Source organism: Desulfatitalea alkaliphila (assembly GCF_022968795.1).
Classification (GTDB): domain Bacteria; phylum Desulfobacterota; class Desulfobacteria; order Desulfobacterales; family Desulfosarcinaceae; genus Desulfatitalea; species Desulfatitalea alkaliphila.
In genome coordinates, this window is record NZ_JALJRB010000008.1 from 147,515 (window position 1) to 164,831 (window position 17,317).

General features: G+C 60.5%; 14 protein-coding genes. 6 read left to right on the plus strand and 8 right to left on the minus strand.

What is annotated here, in order from left to right:
• Nucleotides 1–177: 177 nt before the first annotated feature.
• Nucleotides 178–1,350 carry an exo-beta-N-acetylmuramidase NamZ family protein gene (locus tag MRX98_RS09530; protein ID WP_246906351.1) on the plus strand — a complete coding sequence of 391 codons (1,173 nt, stop codon included), beginning with the start codon at nt 178–180 and terminating at the stop codon, nt 1,348–1,350.
• Between the two features lie 28 nt (nt 1,351–1,378).
• Entirely contained in the window at nt 1,379–2,068 is a 690-nt protein-coding gene (locus MRX98_RS09535) for a ribonuclease HI (RefSeq protein ID WP_246906353.1), read from the plus strand.
• A 125-nt stretch (nt 2,069–2,193) separates the two neighbouring features.
• On the opposite strand, the gene MRX98_RS09540 is transcribed toward MRX98_RS09535, so the two are convergent.
• Entirely contained in the window at nt 2,194–2,469 is a 276-nt protein-coding gene (locus MRX98_RS09540; RefSeq protein WP_246906355.1) for a hypothetical protein, read from the minus strand.
• Nucleotides 2,470–2,793: 324 nt separating this feature from the next.
• Between MRX98_RS09540 and MRX98_RS09545 the strand changes: the two genes are divergently transcribed.
• The 3 genes from MRX98_RS09545 to dapB are packed head-to-tail and all read left to right on the plus strand — an operon-like array spanning nt 2,794 to nt 7,984.
• Nucleotides 2,794–5,430 (plus strand): 1-acyl-sn-glycerol-3-phosphate acyltransferase, encoded by a 2,637-nt coding sequence (locus MRX98_RS09545; RefSeq protein ID WP_246906356.1) that lies wholly within the window; start codon nt 2,794–2,796, stop codon nt 5,428–5,430.
• Between the two features lie 5 nt (nt 5,431–5,435).
• Entirely contained in the window at nt 5,436–7,148 is a 1,713-nt protein-coding gene (locus MRX98_RS09550; protein WP_246906358.1) for a sugar phosphate nucleotidyltransferase, read from the plus strand.
• Nucleotides 7,145–7,984, plus strand: coding sequence for a dihydrodipicolinate reductase (gene dapB, locus MRX98_RS09555; protein ID WP_246906367.1), 840 nt, complete (start codon nt 7,145–7,147; stop codon nt 7,982–7,984). The genes MRX98_RS09550 and dapB overlap by 4 nt, the downstream gene beginning before the upstream one ends.
• A 58-nt stretch (nt 7,985–8,042) precedes the next feature.
• Here dapB and MRX98_RS09560 read toward each other — a convergent pair whose 3' ends face one another.
• Together MRX98_RS09560 and MRX98_RS09565 are read right to left on the minus strand one after the other, a co-directional pair.
• Nucleotides 8,043–9,989, minus strand: coding sequence for a M48 family metallopeptidase (locus MRX98_RS09560; RefSeq protein WP_246906369.1), 1,947 nt, complete (start codon nt 9,987–9,989; stop codon nt 8,043–8,045).
• Nucleotides 9,986–10,567 carry a LemA family protein gene (locus MRX98_RS09565; RefSeq protein ID WP_246906371.1) on the minus strand — a complete coding sequence of 194 codons (582 nt, stop codon included), beginning with the start codon at nt 10,565–10,567 and terminating at the stop codon, nt 9,986–9,988. The genes MRX98_RS09560 and MRX98_RS09565 overlap by 4 nt, the downstream gene beginning before the upstream one ends.
• 125 nt (nt 10,568–10,692) lie before the next feature.
• Between MRX98_RS09565 and MRX98_RS09570 the strand changes: the two genes are divergently transcribed.
• Complete coding sequence (locus tag MRX98_RS09570) at nt 10,693–11,940, plus strand: MFS transporter (RefSeq protein WP_246906373.1); 1,248 nt, start codon at nt 10,693–10,695, stop codon at nt 11,938–11,940.
• 21 nt (nt 11,941–11,961) lie between these two features.
• Here the strand turns inward: MRX98_RS09570 and MRX98_RS09575 are convergent, their stop codons facing one another.
• The 5 genes from MRX98_RS09575 to MRX98_RS09595 form a co-directional block, all read right to left on the minus strand.
• Nucleotides 11,962–12,756 (minus strand): LamB/YcsF family protein, encoded by a 795-nt coding sequence (locus tag MRX98_RS09575; RefSeq protein ID WP_246906375.1) that lies wholly within the window; start codon nt 12,754–12,756, stop codon nt 11,962–11,964.
• Nucleotide 12,757: 1 nt separating this feature from the next.
• Complete coding sequence (locus MRX98_RS09580; protein ID WP_246906377.1) at nt 12,758–14,056, minus strand: TRAP transporter large permease; 1,299 nt, start codon at nt 14,054–14,056, stop codon at nt 12,758–12,760.
• 33 nt (nt 14,057–14,089) lie between these two features.
• Nucleotides 14,090–14,638: a TRAP transporter small permease subunit gene (locus tag MRX98_RS09585; protein ID WP_246906379.1), complete on the minus strand. Its 549-nt coding sequence runs from the start codon at nt 14,636–14,638 to the stop codon at nt 14,090–14,092.
• Nucleotides 14,639–14,845: 207 nt separating this feature from the next.
• The gene (locus tag MRX98_RS09590) at nt 14,846–15,838 is read right to left on the minus strand and encodes a TRAP transporter substrate-binding protein (protein WP_246906381.1); all 993 of its coding nucleotides are present in this window, start codon (nt 15,836–15,838) and stop codon (nt 14,846–14,848) included.
• Between the two features lie 215 nt (nt 15,839–16,053).
• Nucleotides 16,054–17,184 (minus strand): Coenzyme F420 hydrogenase/dehydrogenase, beta subunit C-terminal domain, encoded by a 1,131-nt coding sequence (locus MRX98_RS09595; RefSeq protein ID WP_246906401.1) that lies wholly within the window; start codon nt 17,182–17,184, stop codon nt 16,054–16,056.
• Nucleotides 17,185–17,317: the final 133 nt, after the last annotated feature.

Below are 17,317 nucleotides of genomic sequence, written 5' to 3' on the forward strand. Positions count from 1 at the left end.
TTTTAAGGAGACGGCAACAATTCCGACGGAGCAGGGCGCAGCGATGATGTATTGTATCCGCCAAACCCAAATCCAAATCGAAATCGGGATCGAAATTGAAATGGCGGCGGTTGCAATACGCTGCGCGGTTGGATATGGGTGCAAACGAAACATGCGAGAATCGGAGGAGATGAGCTCATGGCAACGGTAATCCCGGGGTTGGAAAAGCTGGTGGCGGCGCCCCCCGCCGATTTGCAAAAGGCGCGGTTGGGATTGCTTTGCAACAGCGCTTCAGTGGACCACCGACTGGTGCACGCGGCCCGTTTGGTGCAGGCCTGTTTCGGTACTCGGCTCGTACAGCTCTTTTCCCCGCAGCACGGCCTTTTCGCCGAACGGCAGGACAACATGATCGAATCCGATCACCGTCGGGACCCCTGGTTGCACCTGCCGGTCCACAGCCTTTACAGCGAGACCCGCCGGCCCACCGCGGCCATGATGACCCCCATCGATGTGCTGCTGGTGGATTTGCAGGATGTGGGCACCCGGGTCTACACCTTCATCTACACCCTTTCCTACTGCATGGAGGCGGCCAAACGATTCGGCAAGAAGGTGGTGGTGCTGGACCGGCCCAACCCCATCGGCGGGCAACTGGTGGAGGGCAACTGCCTGGTGTCGGAGTGGGCCTCTTTCGTGGGCCGCTACCCCATCCCCATGCGTCACGGCATGACCATCGGCGAGTTGGCCCTGATGTTCAACGACGCCTTCGGCATCGGCTGCGACCTGGAGGTCATACCCCTGGAGGGGTGGCAAAGGCGGATGCTGTTCGAGCAAACCGGTCTGCCCTGGGTGGCCCCGTCGCCCAACCTGCCGACCCCCGCTTCGGCCCTGGTCTATCCGGGGCAGGTGATCTGGGAGGGCACCAACGTCTCCGAAGGGCGCGGCACCACTCAGCCCTTCGAAATATTCGGGGCGCCCTACCTGTCGCCGGAAAAAATCATGGCCCACCTGAAGGATACGTCCTTGCCGGGGGTGGTACTGCGGCCCATGGAGTTTTTACCCACCGCCAACAAATGGCAGGGAGAGGTGTGCCGCGGTTTTCAGCTGCATGTGACCGATCCGGCCCGCTTTCATCCCTTTCGCACCGGCCTGGCCCTGCTCCAGGCGATCCTGTACCACCACGCCGACGCGTTTCGCTGGAAACAACCGCCCTACGAATATGAGTACGAACGGCTGCCCATGGACCTGATTCTCGGCGATCAAACGATTCGCACCCGGCTGGCGGGCATGACGCCCGTCATGGCGCTTGAAGCGACGTGGCAAGCGCCGCTGGCCCAATTTCGGGCGTTGCGCGAGCGCTATTTGTTGTATTGATGCATAGAAGGATATCAGAGGAGTCGTATTGGCGATAACAAAGGACCACCCCCATTGGCAACGGATGCAATTCAAGAACAACAAGGTGTGGATGGCCACCGATGCACATCACCGGCCTTTGCTGGAAAAGGGCAAGGTGCTGATCAAATACCAATTGGACCAACCCCATGAATATCGGGTCCCGCAGGCCAGGGTGACCGCCTTGGCCCCCGACGGCGGGATCGTCCCCTCGGTGGACGCCCCTGCGCGCCCAAAGCGCGCCCCCAAGGCGAAACCCAACCCAGCGGCCCAACCGGCGGTCAGTGCGGAAACATGCGCCCGGTCCATCTGCATCTACACCGACGGTGCCTGCTCGGGCAATCCCGGCCCGGCCGGCATCGGTGCTGTGTTGCGTTATAAGGGCAAGGAGAAGGAGATCTCACGCTACATCGGCACGGCCACCAACAACATCGCGGAACTCGAGGCGATCCGCACGGCGCTGGAAGCGGTCAAGAACAGGGATCTTCCGGTGATCGTGTTTTCCGACAGCAGCTACGCCTTGGGGTTGTTGACCCGGGGCTGGAAAGCCAAGGAAAACCAGGCTCTGGTACAAAAACTGCGGGACTTGGCGGCCACCTTTCGCGACCTTCGTTTTGTCAAAGTCAAGGGGCACTCCGGGCATCCGGACAATGAGCGGGCGGATCGACTGGCGGTGCAATCCTTGAATGGAAAACAGTAAAAACAGAAAACCCCGTTCACCCGTAAACGCACCGGCGCGACGCCATTGGCGGCATCGGCGCTGGCGGCGGTCTACGAACGAAGGGGTTCTGCAGGATCTCGAATCAGCGCGACAATCCTGAATGGTTATTTATCGGTTTTAAGGGTCTCGATCTCCTTTTTCAGGTCATCGATCTCTTTTTTGTATTTTGCGGCATCATCTTCGGCTTCGGGCGCTTCGGCCTCGTCCTTCTTCCAGGTGTCTTTAAGTTCGTCAAAGCCCAGGTAAATGGCCAATCCGCCGCCCAGCAAGAGCATGATGGGAATCGCACCCGCCAGGAGTTGCAGGAAAGCCGGAAACCAGATCGTCAGACCGATGAGACCGATCACTGCCGCAATTGCGCCGCCGATTAACGTTTTCATAAAATACCCACCTCCTTGTAATTAAAAAATGTCTTTATCGACACCCTCGATGAAACTGATTTGCCTTGGAAAAGCAGCTTTTCACTGAAGAAGGGCCTGATCCCTCGACACCCGTTGGAATGCATGCCCCCCTGACCGATGCTCACTGTTTTGTGTAGGTACAGACGCTTACCATATGCCCAAGGTCTGCGCAAGCCAATTTTTCGCGATCCTGATCAACCTCTTCCTTATATATCCACAATTGCAAATGGCGGTCAACTCTGATAGTTTTCGGTGTCTGAATCGAAAGGTCAAGCAGCCAACCGCAAAGAGATAGGTCCCCCCATGCCTGAAACCAATATACAACCTGCTGCCCCGTGGCGGCAAAAATTGCACCGCTTTTTCATGGGTCTGCTCAAAGGCACCCATCAGTACTATCTATTCCACCTGCCCCCGCGCAACGGCTTGCTGCCATTGATGTTCAAATGGTTTTTCCGCGGCATTACCATCGACCAGCAACATTTGAACATTCTCAAATCATTGCCGCCGGACGCCGTAGTGGTCTACACCATCAAATACCGCAGCTATTTCGAATATCTCTTCTACCATACCCGCTACCGGGAAGAAAAAGTGCCGGTTCCCGAGCTGGGATTCGGGCTGCGCCCCTGGCTGGTGCAACCGGTATCCCGGGTCCTGCGCTGTTTCCTGGCGCATCTGCACTGGCTCGCCACCCGGCGTCAGTGGTTGGATCCGTACACCAGCGGCTATTGGCGTCAAATGCTGCTGGACGGCCGGGCCGCCATTCTACCCCTGGTGGAAAAACACGGCTTTTATCGCCGCTTTGTCAAGGCCCAAGCCGATCCTTTGCGTTTTCTGATCGAATTGCAGCGCACCATCGATCGCCCGATCCATATCGTGCCCCACCTGATGTTTTTCAGCAAGCTCCCCGAATCGGCCACACCCCGCCTGCGGGATGTGATTTTCGGCACCGAGCAGCGTCCGGGCATGCTGCGGCGCACATTGACCCTCTTCCGCCAGCCGGGCAAGGTGTTCGCGGAAATCAGTCAACCCCTTGATCTGCGCCTTTTCCTGAACTCCTCGGCCGGCAGCGAAGAGAGCCCCGAATATCAGGCATTGCTGCTGCGCCGCCGGCTGTTGCAACAGCACAACCGTCATCGCCAGAGCATCACCGGGCCGGTCGTCAAATCCCATGAGGAGTTCAAAGAGAGCATCCTGTCGGGGCAGCGGCTCAGGGAGTTCATGACCCAATACAGCGATGGCCGCAACCAACCCCTGCGGGAGGTGCGCAAGCAGGCCGACAGCTACCTGGACGAAATCGCCGCCAAGTACAACCCCACCTTCATCAATTTCGCCTGCATACCGGTCAATTGGCTGCTGAACACCATGTATGACGGTATTGTTTTGGACAAGGAGGGACTGCAGCGGGCCAAGACCATGTCGCGCAAGGGGCCGCTGATCCTCATCCCGTGCCACAAGAGTCACATGGACTACATCATCCTCTCCTATATGCTCTATCGCAACAACATGCCGGCGCCGCACATCGCCGCCGGCAAGAACCTCTCCTTTTGGCCCATGGGTCCCATTTTCCGTGCCGGCGGCGCCTTTTTCATCCGTCGCACATTCAGCGGCGCAGCGGTCTATTCCCGGATTTTCGCCGAATACATCCACAAATTGCTCGAAGACGGCTTCAATATCGAATTGTTCATCGAAGGCGGCCGCAGCCGCACCGGCAAGCTTTTGATGCCCAAACTGGGTTTTCTGACCTTGTTGCTCAACGCCTTCAAGGCCGGCGCCTCTGAGGACATGATCTTCGTGCCGATTTTCATCGGCTACGACCAGGTCGTGGAGGAGTCGGCTTACCTGCAGGAGCTCACCGGCGGCAGCAAGGAGCCCGAAAGCCTATCCAAGGTGCTGCAGGCGCGCCGCTTTCTCAAGCGGCGTTACGGCAAGATCTACATCAATTTCCACGAGCCCATCTCATTGCGGGAGCTGCTGGAGACCAACGACCTGGAACTGCCGACGATGAACAGCAAGGATCAAAACGCCCTCTGCCGCAATCTGGGTTGGCGGGTGATCAATGCCATCGACAAGGTCAGCGTGGTCACGCCCCACGCCTTGGTGGCGTCGGCGGCCTTGAACTGCGCCACCCCCCGCTTCAGCGCCGATGAACTGATGCAAATCGTGGCGCTTTACACGGACATCCTGTTCGCCCAGAAGGTCAAGCTGACCGATACTCTGATGCTGGATCCGCCCCGCGCTTGCGCCCAGGCATTGGAAAACTATGTACAGCGCAAAATCATCGAGGCGGCACCCGTCGACAAGGCCGCACCGCCCGAAACCACCCAATACATCCTTCCGCCGCACAAACGGTTGCAGCTAGAATACTACAAGAACAACTGCATCGCCCATTTCGTGCCGGCGGCTTTCACGGCCGCTGCCATTCTGGAAAAAGACGCCTTTCAGTTTTCCGCCGCCGACCTGCAGGAGCGCTACCGGTTCCTGCAAAATTTTTTCAAGTACGAATTCGCCTTCGACCTGGATGTGAGTGAAGATCGGTTCATGCGTAAAACCATCAAGGCGTTCATCGACGAAGCCATGCTGATCCCCCATCAGACCCTGCCGGACACCTACCAGATCACCGCCGCCGGCTTTCGCAAGCTCAAAAGCTTCGCCCGCTTCCTGCTCACCTATTTCGAATCCTACTGGGTGGTGCTCACCTTTTTCAAACAGACACCGCGCGGTGACAGCAACGGCAAGGATCGGATGAAAAAAATCCAGGCCTTGGGCAAATCGATGCTGCGCAACCATGAGTTGGTGCTGAGCGAATCGTTGTCCGCCATCAACTACGACAACGCCATCAGCTTCTTCACCACCAACGGCGTGCGCGGCGCGGAAAACAGCGACAAAATCGAATCCTTTGAGCAGACCATTCGCAGATTCCTGTATTTGATCAAACAATGAAGGCCATGGTTCTCGCCGCCGGCCGGGGCACGCGCCTGCTGCCGTACACCCGGCACACCCCCAAGCCGCTGTTCACCCTGGGCGGCCGGCCCCTGCTCGCCCTGATTCTCGAGCGCCTGCAGCAGGCCGGTTGCCGAGAGGTGATGATCAACACCCATCACCTGCACGAACAGATCGAAGCCCTGGTCAATGAAGGCGACTACCGTATGGCATTGCACACGGTCCACGAACCGCAAATCCTGGGCACCGGCGGCGCCTTGCGCAATGTGGCCGACTACTGGTCCCAAGGTCCTTTGTTGGTGGTCAACGCCGACATCGTCAGCGACATCGACCTGACGGCCCTCTGGGCGTGCCATTGCACGGAGGGCCATGCGGTCACCATGGCCATGCACCATCACCCCGACTTCAACAACGTGGCCGTGGATGACGACGAATTCGTGACGGGCTTCGATGCCGCGACCGCCACCGCTCCCACGACGCATCCCATGGCGTTCACCGGCATTCATGTGCTCTCGCCCCGGGTGCTCGACTTTCTGCCCCCATCGGGTCCGGCCCACATCATCGACGCCTATGCCCGCATGCTGCAAGCCGGCCTGCGCATCAAAGCCCACGTGGTCCGGGACCATTACTGGCGGGATATCGGCGCCCCCGAGGCCTACCGGGAGGCCGCATGCGATGCCATGGTCCCCGCCGCCTTCGCCGACGCCTTTGCGCGACCCCCCGAAGGGCCGGTCCGCTGCCGGCCCCTGCAGGGAGATGGATCGGACCGCCGCTGGTTCCGTCTCCAATCCGGCCGGCACAGCCTGGTCATGGTGGATCATGGCATTCGCACCCAACGGGACGCGTGTCTCGAAGTCGATGCCTTCGTGGCCATCGGCCGGCACCTGCACGCCCGGGGCGTGGCCGTTCCCCGAATCCACGGTTACGACACCTTCGCCGGCTTGGTGTTCCTGGAAGACCTGGGTGACCGCCATCTGCAGACAGTCGTCCAAAACGCGGCGGTCGGCGAGATCGGCGACCGCTATCGGGAAGTGATCGACCGGTGGCGGACCATGGCCCTGGCGGGTGCCGAAGGCTTCGATACCGCATGGACTTATCAAAGCGCCTTTTATGACCGCCGGTTGATCCTCCAGCGGGAGTGCCGCTATTTCCTGGAAGCTTTTGTCCAAGGATACCTCGGCCTGCAGGTGCCCTATGACCATCTGGCGGCGGAGTTCGATGCCCTGGCCGATTACACCCTGGCCGCCGCCTGGAACGGCTTCATGCACCGGGATCTGCAATCGCGCAACATTATGCTGGGGCCGAGGGGGGTGTGCTTCATCGATTTTCAGGGAGGCCGCGTCGGTCCGCTGCAATACGACCTGGCTTCGCTGCTCATCGATCCCTACGTGAACCTGCCGCACCGCTTGCAGGCGGATCTGCTGGATTACGCCCTCCGGCGATTGCAGCGACGTTGCGACGTGCCGCCGGACCTTTTCCGCAAGGGGTACGCCGCTTGCACCGTCACCCGCGGCCTGCAAATGCTGGGCGCCTTCGCCTTCCTGAGCCGGGTCAAGGGCAAAATGCACTTCGCGGCCCACATCCCCACAGCCCTGGCTACGTTGCGCCACCGCCTGGAACGCCTGGCGCCTGTCTTGCCGCTGCCCGATCTGACGGCCCTGGTGGCGCGCATCAGCGCTTCACAACGTATCACAAACAAACAAGGAGGCTTGCCATGAACCCCATCCCCGTCATGATCAACGGCCTGCCCGGCAACGTGGCCCGTGTGATCGCCACCCACATCATGGCCGATGCGGCAATGCAATTGTTGCCCTTCAGCCTGACCGGACCGGAAATCGATATCGCTCATTGTCATCTGGCGGAAACGCCCATCGCGCTGATCCGACCGGAAGCACGGGAAGAACGCATCGCCGCGATCAAGACCGCGCATCCGGGCCTCATCAGCGTCGATTTCACCCATCCCACGGCGGTCAACGCCAATGCCGAATTCTACTGCCGTTTCGGGCTGCCCTTCGTGATGGGCACCACCGGCGGTGATCGCGATGCGCTGCTGCGCACCGTTGTCGACAACGGCGGCCTGGCCGTCATCGCCCCCAACATGGCCAAACAGATTGTCGGGTTCCAGGCCATGATGGCCCACGCGGCCGACACCTTTCCCAATCTGTTCCAGAACTATCAACTGACCATCCGGGAGAGTCACCAGGCCGGCAAGGCCGACACCAGCGGCACGGCCAAGGCCATGGTTACATACTTCAACCGCATGGGGGTCGCCTTCAACACGGACCAGATCCAGAAGGAGCGCGATCCCGAACGCCAAGCCAACCAGTGGGGCGTGCCCCCCGAACACCTGGGCGGCCACGCCTGGCACACCTACACCCTCACCTCTCCCGACGGCACGGCCCGTTTCGAGTTCAGCCACAACGTCAACGGGCGCGACATCTACGGAGAAGGCACACGGGATGCGATACGGTTTCTGGCGCGCAAAGTCGCCGACGGGGAAAAGGGCCGGGTCTATTCCATGGTCGATGTATTGAAGGCGGGTGGCATCGGCTGAACGGCGGAAGAGGTGACAGTCAAAGCACGGAAATGCGGCGAAGATCCTTGAAGGCCGTTCATGCGCCGTCGCTGACAAGCGGTGGCAAGGGCACATGCAGCAAGCCGCAGACGGTTCGCAGCAGTTCGCCCTCGGCCACGGTGATTCGGCCGTCGTGCATCATGGTGGCCACCAACGCCTTGATCAACTCCTCTTTAGCGGACAGGGACAGACCATCCAAGCGCTGCAGGGCGCCGTCCAAGGCCGCGATCCAGTTCCGGGGCGGATTGTAATCCGGTGCATTGCGCGCGCCGTAGAGAACGGCCAGTCCGGTATGAAACGCCTGCCGGGCCGCGGTTTCATCCCCGTGGCCGAGGGCGGCGATGACGGAGAACAGATCGGCCACCGCGGGGCCGCACTGTTTCAACAGGGTGCGGCCGGCGGTCCGCGCACGACCGGGCGCCAGAACATCGTTCACATGGCGGGCCAACAATCGGCCCAGGGCATACTCGAACACCGTGACCCGGCCGTCCGCCTGTACCAATTCATCTACCAGCGGCAACAGCGCCTTGAGCGATTCCGGCGTGCGGCGGCGCAGGGTCGGCATCGAAAGCGCCAGCAGAGGCAACCGATGGCGCGGATCCAGATCCCGGGTCAGCGGCGCCAAAGCCGACACCCGGGTCATGCCGGCCACACTGATCCGTCCTTGCAAAAGGGATAGCTGACGACCGCGGAGATCCGATTGATCCCCCAGCAACAGGGACAACAACAGGGGCACCACCGCCTCGCTGTCATGAGCGGCCGCATACAACGCAGGGGGCAGTTTGCGGCGCAACCTCGCCGCCAGGGCCTGGCGCCCCGGGTCGGGTTGGTCCACGTCGGCCAGCAGGGTGCCCATCACCACCGCTTGGGGAATCGCCCCCCCGCCCATGCCGGGTATTTTCGCAGCCTGCAACGGATCTTTGCGCCGCTCCGGAACAGGCTGCTCCGGACCGGCTGCCACGCTGCCCCGGCCAAGCTGTTTGCGCAGCGTCTCGATCTCCTCCGCCTGGAAGCCGGGCTCGATAGCCCGAATACGCTTTTCCAGCGGGGGATGGGTGGCCCAAAGCCCGATCAGCGAACGCACGCCGTCGGCAAAAAGCATGTGGCTCACCTCTTCGGTGTCGGGCGCCTGCAGGCGCGACCCGCCCTCCAGGGCGGCAATCTTCTTCAAAGCTCCGGCAATTGCGGTCGGCTGGCGGGTGAATTGCACCGCCGCGGCATCGGCCAGAAACTCCCTTTGCCGGGACACCGACGCTTTGATCAAACGGCCGAAAAAGACCCCGATACCCCCCAGCAGATAGAGGGCCAAACCCAACAACACAATGCCGCCGGCATTGCGGTTGTTGCCCCGAATGCGACCGAAGCGGCCGCCCCTTAAAAGAATACGGCCGATGATACCGATCACCAGGATCCCGAACAGCACCCCCATCAAACGGATATTGAGCCGCATATCGCCGTTGACGATGTGGCTGAATTCGTGGGCCACCACCCCTTGCAACTCTTCCCGATTCAAGTGGTTCAGGGTGCCGCGGGTCACCGCCACCACGGCATCCGCCGGGCCATAGCCGGCGGCAAAGGCGTTGATGCCCGCCTCCTTTTCCATCACATAAATGGCGGGAACCGATACGCCGGCGGCCAACGCGGTCTCCTCCACCACATTGCGCAACCGGCGCGTTTGCAGGTCGCTGGTTTCGGGGGGCACCGGTGTCGCTCCGAGTGCATCGGCCACGGCACTGCCGCCGCTGCCCAGACGGGCCACGCGGTAGGCCGTGGCGCCGCCGACCAGGGCCAGGGTACCCAAGGTGATGAGGGTCAACACCCCCTTGTGGCCGGCCAGCCCTTGCCAGCCGTTGTCCATCAACCCCATGGCCAGGGCCATGGCGAAATTGACACCCGCCACAATGGCCAGCACCGCCAGGACGAACAGCAAAATCAACAACCCGGTCCGGCGGCGGGCGCGCGCTTGATGTTCGAAGAAGTTCATTTAAAGGAGACGCGGGGCACCTCGCGCTTGGCCGGATCGTCGATCTCCAGCAGCGCGGCCGCTTTGAAGTTGAACAGGCCGGCAATCAGGTTGCCGGGAAACTGTTCACGCACAATGTTGTAGGCCATCACCGCATCGTTGAAGCCCTGCCGGGAAAAAGCCACCCGGTTTTCGGTGCTGGTCAACTCCTCGGAGAGCTGCATCATGTTCTGGTTGGCTTTCAGATCCGGGTAGGCCTCGGACAGGGCGAACAGCCGCCCCAAGGCGCCGGACAGCCCCTGCTCGGCCCGGGAAAGGCGAGCGATGGCATCCGGATCGTCGGGATGGGCAGCAGCCTGTTGCAGGTTGTTCACCGCCGCATTGCGCGCCTGGATCACCGCCTCCAGGGTTTCCCGCTCGTGCTGCATGTATCCCTTGGCCACCTCCACCAAGTTGGGGATCAGATCATGGCGCCGGGTCAACTGCACATCGATCTGGGCGAAGGCGTTCTTATATCGGTTGCGCAGCGCCACCAATCGGTTGTAGAGCACCACCACCAGACCGACGATGGCCACCAAAAGACCAAAAATCCATAGCATGGCGTTTCTCTCCGTTTCTTTCGGTGAATAATGTTATGAAAATAAGCTAAAGGGTTGTGCAGGGCGCAGCGCCGCTGGTATGAGGAATTGAGTTGTGCACCCATGAACGGTCGTGGATATCGCATATGATGCCGGATGCTGTCAAACGTTGGGTCATTTTTCTGATGGCCACCCTGCTGTTCGTTCTGTCCCAGTTCTACCGCTCCAGCATCGCCGTCATCACCCCGGACTTAATGCGGGACCTGGCCGTCACTCCCCGCGGATTGAGCCTCATTTCCGCCGCCTTTTTCTATGCTTTCGCCCTGACCCAAATCCCCATCACTATCTACCTGGATAAAATCGGCCCGCGGATCGCCATGACCGCCCTCTCCTTGGTGGCCGCCGGCGGCGCGCTGGTCTTCGCCGCCGGCCACACGGTAAATGTCTTGACCGCCGGCCGGATCCTGATGGGCATCGGCATGGCGTGCAATCTGATGGGAACGCTCAAACTGATCACCCTCTGGTTCACGCCCCTGCGTTTCGCCACCCTGTCCGCCATCGTCTTTTCCCTGGGCACCTTGGGCAATCTGGTGGCGGCCACCCCCCTGGTGCTGCTGACACAGGCACTGGGCTGGCGCCGGGCGTTCCTGGTCATCGCAGGATTCAATCTTTTGCTGACGCTGCTCTTTTATCTCATCGCCCGCGACGGACCGGCAACGTCACCCACCACGGCCCGAACGAAGGCGGCCGCCGGTCCGTCCCGCGCCATCTTCCACGACATGGGCCGTCTGTTCGGCCGCAAGGACTATTGGATCATCTCCCTGGGTACCTTTTGCCGTTACGGCATCTTCGCCGCCGTACAGGCACTGTGGGCCGGTCCTTTCCTGATCCAGGCAATGGGAATCGCACCGGTACAGGCCGGCAATCTACTGGTTTTATTGAGTATTGGTTTGTTGGCGGGAAGTCCCTTGTGGGGTTGGCTCTCCGATGCGGTCCTGAAAAAACGCAAAGCCATCGTCATCGCGGGCCTTTTCAGCATGGGCCTGCTGCTTCTATTGCTCACCCGGCTCACACCCGAAACCGCCCTACCCGTTTTCGGCGTGCTCTTCTTCGCCTTCGGTTTTTGCAGCAGCGCGGGCAATATCATGTACGCCCACATCAAGGAACGCATGCCCCCGGAAAATGCCGGCGCGGCCATGACCGGCATCAACTTCTTCACCATGACCGGGGTGGCCTTCTTCATGCAGGGGTTGGGCTACCTGCTGGCCTTGCGCCATCCTCAAACCGCATTGAGCGCCACGGCCTTCAACGAAATGTTTCTCCTGTGCGCCGTTTGCCTTTGGGTCACTGCCTCCGTCTATCTGGCAACGCGCGAAACATCGCCCGGGCGTTAAGGGCTCGCGAAAGAAATACCCTCAAGCATCACGCAGTCGCACGATCTCGGCCATGGGGGCCACGCCCACGCCGGCATCCAGCAATGTTTGTCGGATGGTGCCGGTCAGATTCACGGCGGCGGGATTGTCGCCATGCACGCAGAGGGTGTCCACCGTCAGTTCCAGCACCGAGCCGTCTTCTGCAACCACTTTGCCTTCGGCAGCCATCATCAGGGCCCTTTGGGCCACGGTTTGGGGATCCTCGATCACCGCCCCCGGCTTGCGACGAGACACCAGCGTGCCGCGGGCGGTGTAGGCCCGGTCGGGAAAGGCTTCGAAGCAGACCTGCAGGCCGACTTCCGCCGCCATGGCGCGCACCCGCGCGGCGTTTGCACCGGCCAGGGCCACCAGCAAAAGCCCCCTGTCCACGGCGGCCACCGCTTCGGCGATGGTGCGCGCCAGAGCCTCATCCTCCACCGCCATGTTGTACAGCCCGCCGTGGGGCTTGACGTGCTGCAGGGCAACGCCGTGAACACGGCAAAAGGCCTGCACGGCGCCGACCTGGTAAATCAAGTAGTTGCGCACCTCGGCGTTGCTGCAATGCATGTTGCGCCGGCCGAACCCCATCAAATCCGGGTATCCGGGATGGGCGCCGACACCGACCCCTTTGGCGGCAGCCATGGCCACGGTCCGATCCAGGACCATGGGATCACCGGCATGGAAACCGCAGGCGATATTGGCCGAACTGATGTGGCCCAGCACTGCCTCGTCCATGCCGATGGTATAAGCACCGAAGCTCTCCCCCATATCACAGTTGATATCCACAAGTTTTTGCATGTCACCTCATCAGATCGGGCAGATAGAGCACCACCTGCGGGAAAAGGGTAACGATGACCGTGGCGGCGCAGAGCAGCAGAAAGAACGGCAGGGCCGCCCTGGCGATGGTCATGATGTCCTCGTTGGTCAGTCCGCTGATCACGAACAGGTTGAAGCCCACCGGCGGCGTGATCTGGGCCAACTCGATCATCAACACGAGATAGATGCCGAACCAAATCGGATCGAAGCCCACCACCTGCACCATGGGCAGCACGATGGGGGTGGTCATGACGATCATGGAGAAGCCGTCCAACAAACAACCCAGGATCAGATAAAGAACCGTCAGTATGAGAATCAACATATAAGGCGACAACCCCATCTCACTCACCAGCAGGGTCAACTCGCGGGTGATGCCCAAATAGCCGACCGCAACGGAAAGGTACCCGGCACCCATCACGATCAGCATGATCATGCAGCTGGTTTTGATCGCCCCCTGGAGACTGTCCAGGAACACCTGCCAATTGAGGCTGCGGGTCAACAAAGCAAAGAAGAAAGCACCCACCACGCCCACGACCCCCGCTTCAGTGGGGGTGGCCCAGCCGCGGTAAAGGCTGCCGAGCACCACCAGGATCAGAACGGCCACCGGGGCGATTTCCTTGAGCCCGATCAACCGTCTTTTCCAGGTGTAGCGATCGGCCCCGGCCGGGGCCAGACTGGGATTGATGAGGCTGCGTACCAGAATGTAGCCGCTGAACAGAAGGGCGATCAGGGCACCGGGCACGATCCCGGCGATGAAAAGCTTGCCGATGCTCACATCGCCGATGATGCCGTACACCAGCATCATCATGCTGGGCGGTATGAGAAACCCAAGGGTGCCGGCCCCGGCCAGGGAGCCGAAGGAGAGCCGGGGGTGGTATCCCCGCCCTTGCAGCTCGGGCACCGTTATCTTGCCCACCGTGGCCGTCGTGGCCGCCGAAGAGCCACTGACCGCGGCGAAGAAAGTGCAGGCGATGATGTTGACATGCAGCAACCGTCCGGGAATGGCGTCCATCCAGGGGGCCAACCCGTTGAACAGGTTTTGCGAGATGCGGCTGCGGAAAAGAATCTCGCCCATCCAGATGAACATGGGCAGGGCCAGCATTGCCGATCCGTTGGTGTTGTTCCAGACGACGTTGCTCAGCACGAGGCCGAAGGGCACTTCGGTAAAGAAGATCAAACCGCCGAAGCCGATCAAGAAGAGGGAGATGCCGATCCAAACGCTGCCGCCGAGAAAAATGACCAACAAAATGAAAAGGGTAATGGAAACGGTCGTCAAATCCACAAGAAAACTCCTATCGTTGCATTGGCGGCGGCATCACCGCCCTTGATCGGTGGCTTCGGCCACGATCCGGATACCCTCCGTATCACCCTTGATCACCAGAAAACTCTTCAGCATCTCACTGAAAAACTGCAGTGCAAAAAGCAGTGCGCCAAATGGCAGAAAGGCTTGCGGGATGGCCAGATAGGTCTTTGATATCTGCATGGAACGGGACCCGGTGACCACCGAATCCCAAAAGAAAATAAACGTGAAGTAAATCAGGACCAAACAGAAGCAGAAACCGATCGTCAGACAGGCCAGATCCAGATAGGCCCGTCCGCGCCCCACCACCACCTTGTGCAGAAAGGTCATCCGGATGTGCCCCCGTTCCCGCAGGGTGTAGGCCAGGGCACAGAAGGTGAGCATGGCCATCAGGTAGCCGGCGTACTCTTCGGCCACATAGAGGGTTTGGTTGAAAAATGTCCTGAAAACAATTTCGCCCATGATCAACCCGACCCCCAGGCACATCATCACGCCGGTCAAGAAGCCGCCGACGCCCGATATCCAATCGATGGCATTGATGATCCATTTTAACAAACGACGCATGATTCGCTCCGCGCACGACCCGTCCGGGACCGTGGTTCAGTTGCATTGACAACCGTTGCTGCAGAGGCGCCGTCATCCGGCGGCCGCAGTGCAGCGGATTGTGGCAACGCGGGTGGCACTTTGAATGCAAGGCCCGCCCCTCTCCTGTGGGGGGAGGCGGCGGGCCGCTCCAGCGTTTCCAATAAGGCCGGCAAACCGATCCAGGTGTTAGCGTCCGACCTTCTCCAGGAATTCGGCGACGATGGCCTTGGCCTCTTGCGGGGCACCCTCCAGGTAGTCGTTACGAATGCCCATGGTCACCTCGGTGAGGGCATCCATCAACTCACCGGAAACCTTGACGGTTTCGATCCCGTTCTTATTGGAAATGCTTTCCTTCTCCTTGTCCAGCACGGCGATGTTGTCCCAAAGCTCCTGCTCCAGTTCAGCGGCGGCCTTGAGGACCTTTTCCTGTGTCGCGGCATCCAGACGATTGAAAGCGCGCAGGTTCACATTGACCATGTTGGTCGCAATGGTGATGTTCAGCGGCTGATAGTATTTGAGCACTTCCCAGAACTTTGCGTCCACGGCGGTGGGGGTGGAGGTGATGACCGAATCGATCAAACCCGTGGCCAGGGAGGAGTATACTTCGCTGAACGGCAGCGCGTAGGGAGTGCCGCCGGTGGCTTCCACCACCAGGGCGCCGTTCTTGTCGTAGGTGCGTGTTTTGAGCCCCTGCATATCCTCCACGCTGGTCACCTTCTTGGTGGTCCACAAACCGGCACCCGGCCAGGGAGAAATATAGAGGATCTTCTGATTCCATTTAGCGGCTTGCTCATCGAAGTAGGGCCGCGCGATGTCGATCAGCATCTTCAATTCCTCGAAATCGCGGCAAAGGAAGGGTACCGTCACCACCTGGAAGATGGGCGCATCACCGGCCACGCCGCTGATCAACATATCGGATACGGGCACCAGGCCGTCCCGCACCACCTTCAACAACTCGGGCCCCTTGTATCCCAGGGCGCCGCCGCTGCTGACGTTGATCTCCAATTCACCGCCGGTCGCCTCCTTGACCTTGGCCGCGAACTTCTCCAGGGCGATGGTCTGCAAATTGTTGGGCGGCCAGACCGAATTGGCGATCCAACTGGTTTTGGCGTGCACCGGCAATACGGAAAAGCTCAACAGCAGCGCAATGACCAAATAGAAAACAAGATTCCTTTTCATGACAGTGCTCCTTTGATTGAATTGAAATGATGAATAGGCGATGCTTTCACAAAAATTGAGCAGCAGGCCACCCTCGTGCCGACTCCTTCATCGCCGCCGCACCGCCGGCACGCGGCCAACGGTGCAAGGAGATAGGCGGGGTGTCCCGACGAACCGACTGGGGCAAAATACCCTTTTATGGACCCGAGGTAAAGGATTTTACTGAACTGAATTCATCAACGCGTCGGTTTGGATGGCAGGATCCGATCGACCACGGCCTCCGGCAGGCGCAGGGCGGCCCGCTGTCCTTCGGCGCTGTTCAGCAGCTGCCGCTGCAGCAGCATGCGCATGGAACGCGCCTTCTTGGCGGCCGATGCACGCGACAGATGGTCCACATCCTCGGCCGGCATCGCCGCAGTTTCCAGATAGCCGGCGCCTACCGCATCGGCCACCAAGGCGTCGCCCGCTTCGGTGCGCACGATCAGTGTGTTCCAACGGGAGCGGGCTTCATACATGCCCACCGACACATCGGCCAGCTCGGCCGTCATATCCAGACAGATGAAGCAGGTATGGGGAATCAAGGGTTTGATTTCGGAAAGGGAGATGGTTTCCGTGCCCTGGTCCGTTTCCAGGACCATCACGTTGGCCGGCGGCGGCGGAATGTCCATGGCGCGGATGGTGTTCACATTCAAGCGGGCGGCCAGCAGATCGATCAGTTGACGGGTGTCCAGGGCCCAATTGCAAAACAGACCGATGGCCAGACCCACCGGCACGTTGTGCTCCGGCTTGCCCAATGGATTGCGGCGCATCTGGGCCAGCGCCATCATCTGGCAGGGGGTGCCCACCACGCCGATGCGCCGGTACCCTTGGCGCACCGCCTGGTTGACACCGGCCAGGGTGGGTGCGGCCATGAATTTGGCGCCACCATGGCGCGCCACTTCACGGGCATCGGTGACCAGACAGGCGTGCGGCACAAGTCCTTCGCGATCGGTCAGGGCCGCCACATCCACAAGGCCGCTCTCCAGCGCGAATGCCATCAGGGCCGAAACGGTGCCGCCCCCCTGGAAAGGGCCTTCGGTCATGCGTCGGCCGGCCCGGGCCGCCACCACCGAACGATGCACGCCCATGGGCAACGCCTCGTAATCACATTGGAAGCGATCTTGAAACAGATCGTTCAAATCCACCTCCGCCTTGGGGCAGTAGGCGTAACAACGGCCTTGGGTCAAGGTGCAAGCAAACAGCCGGGAAGTCTTGCCCCGGTAGTTTTTAAAGTAGGGGCACAAATCCACACATGCCCCGCATCCGATGCACAACTCCCTTTGGTGCACATCCTCGAAAAGTTCGTTGGAACCATAAACCTGTGCCATGGACACCTCCATCCCCCTTGGCCCTGTAGATCGCCCGCCCGGCGGATCGCCTCGGCGCAGCGCAACAGCCGATCCGGTTGTTGCCTTCAAAAATAGACCGACACAGCGACAAATGCAATCCCTTAAAACCGGG

Excerpts from the sequence above, each read along its gene's own strand:
- MRX98_RS09540 (WP_246906355.1), bottom strand. The coding sequence starts at position 2,469 with ATGAAAACGTTAATCGGCGGCGCAATTGCGGCAGTGATCGGTCTCATC.
- MRX98_RS09585 (WP_246906379.1), bottom strand. The coding sequence starts at position 14,638 with ATGCGTCGTTTGTTAAAATGGATCATCAATGCCATCGATTGGATATCG.
- MRX98_RS09590 (WP_246906381.1), bottom strand. The coding sequence starts at position 15,838 with ATGAAAAGGAATCTTGTTTTCTATTTGGTCATTGCGCTGCTGTTGAGC.
- MRX98_RS09565 (WP_246906371.1), bottom strand. The coding sequence starts at position 10,567 with ATGCTATGGATTTTTGGTCTTTTGGTGGCCATCGTCGGTCTGGTGGTG.
- MRX98_RS09595 (WP_246906401.1), bottom strand. The coding sequence starts at position 17,184 with ATGGCACAGGTTTATGGTTCCAACGAACTTTTCGAGGATGTGCACCAA.
- MRX98_RS09570 (WP_246906373.1), top strand. The coding sequence starts at position 10,693 with ATGATGCCGGATGCTGTCAAACGTTGGGTCATTTTTCTGATGGCCACC.
- MRX98_RS09575 (WP_246906375.1), bottom strand. The coding sequence starts at position 12,756 with ATGCAAAAACTTGTGGATATCAACTGTGATATGGGGGAGAGCTTCGGT.
- MRX98_RS09560 (WP_246906369.1), bottom strand. The coding sequence starts at position 9,989 with ATGAACTTCTTCGAACATCAAGCGCGCGCCCGCCGCCGGACCGGGTTG.
- dapB (WP_246906367.1), top strand. The coding sequence starts at position 7,145 with ATGAACCCCATCCCCGTCATGATCAACGGCCTGCCCGGCAACGTGGCC.
- MRX98_RS09545 (WP_246906356.1), top strand. The coding sequence starts at position 2,794 with ATGCCTGAAACCAATATACAACCTGCTGCCCCGTGGCGGCAAAAATTG.
- MRX98_RS09550 (WP_246906358.1), top strand. The coding sequence starts at position 5,436 with ATGGTTCTCGCCGCCGGCCGGGGCACGCGCCTGCTGCCGTACACCCGG.
- MRX98_RS09530 (WP_246906351.1), top strand. The coding sequence starts at position 178 with ATGGCAACGGTAATCCCGGGGTTGGAAAAGCTGGTGGCGGCGCCCCCC.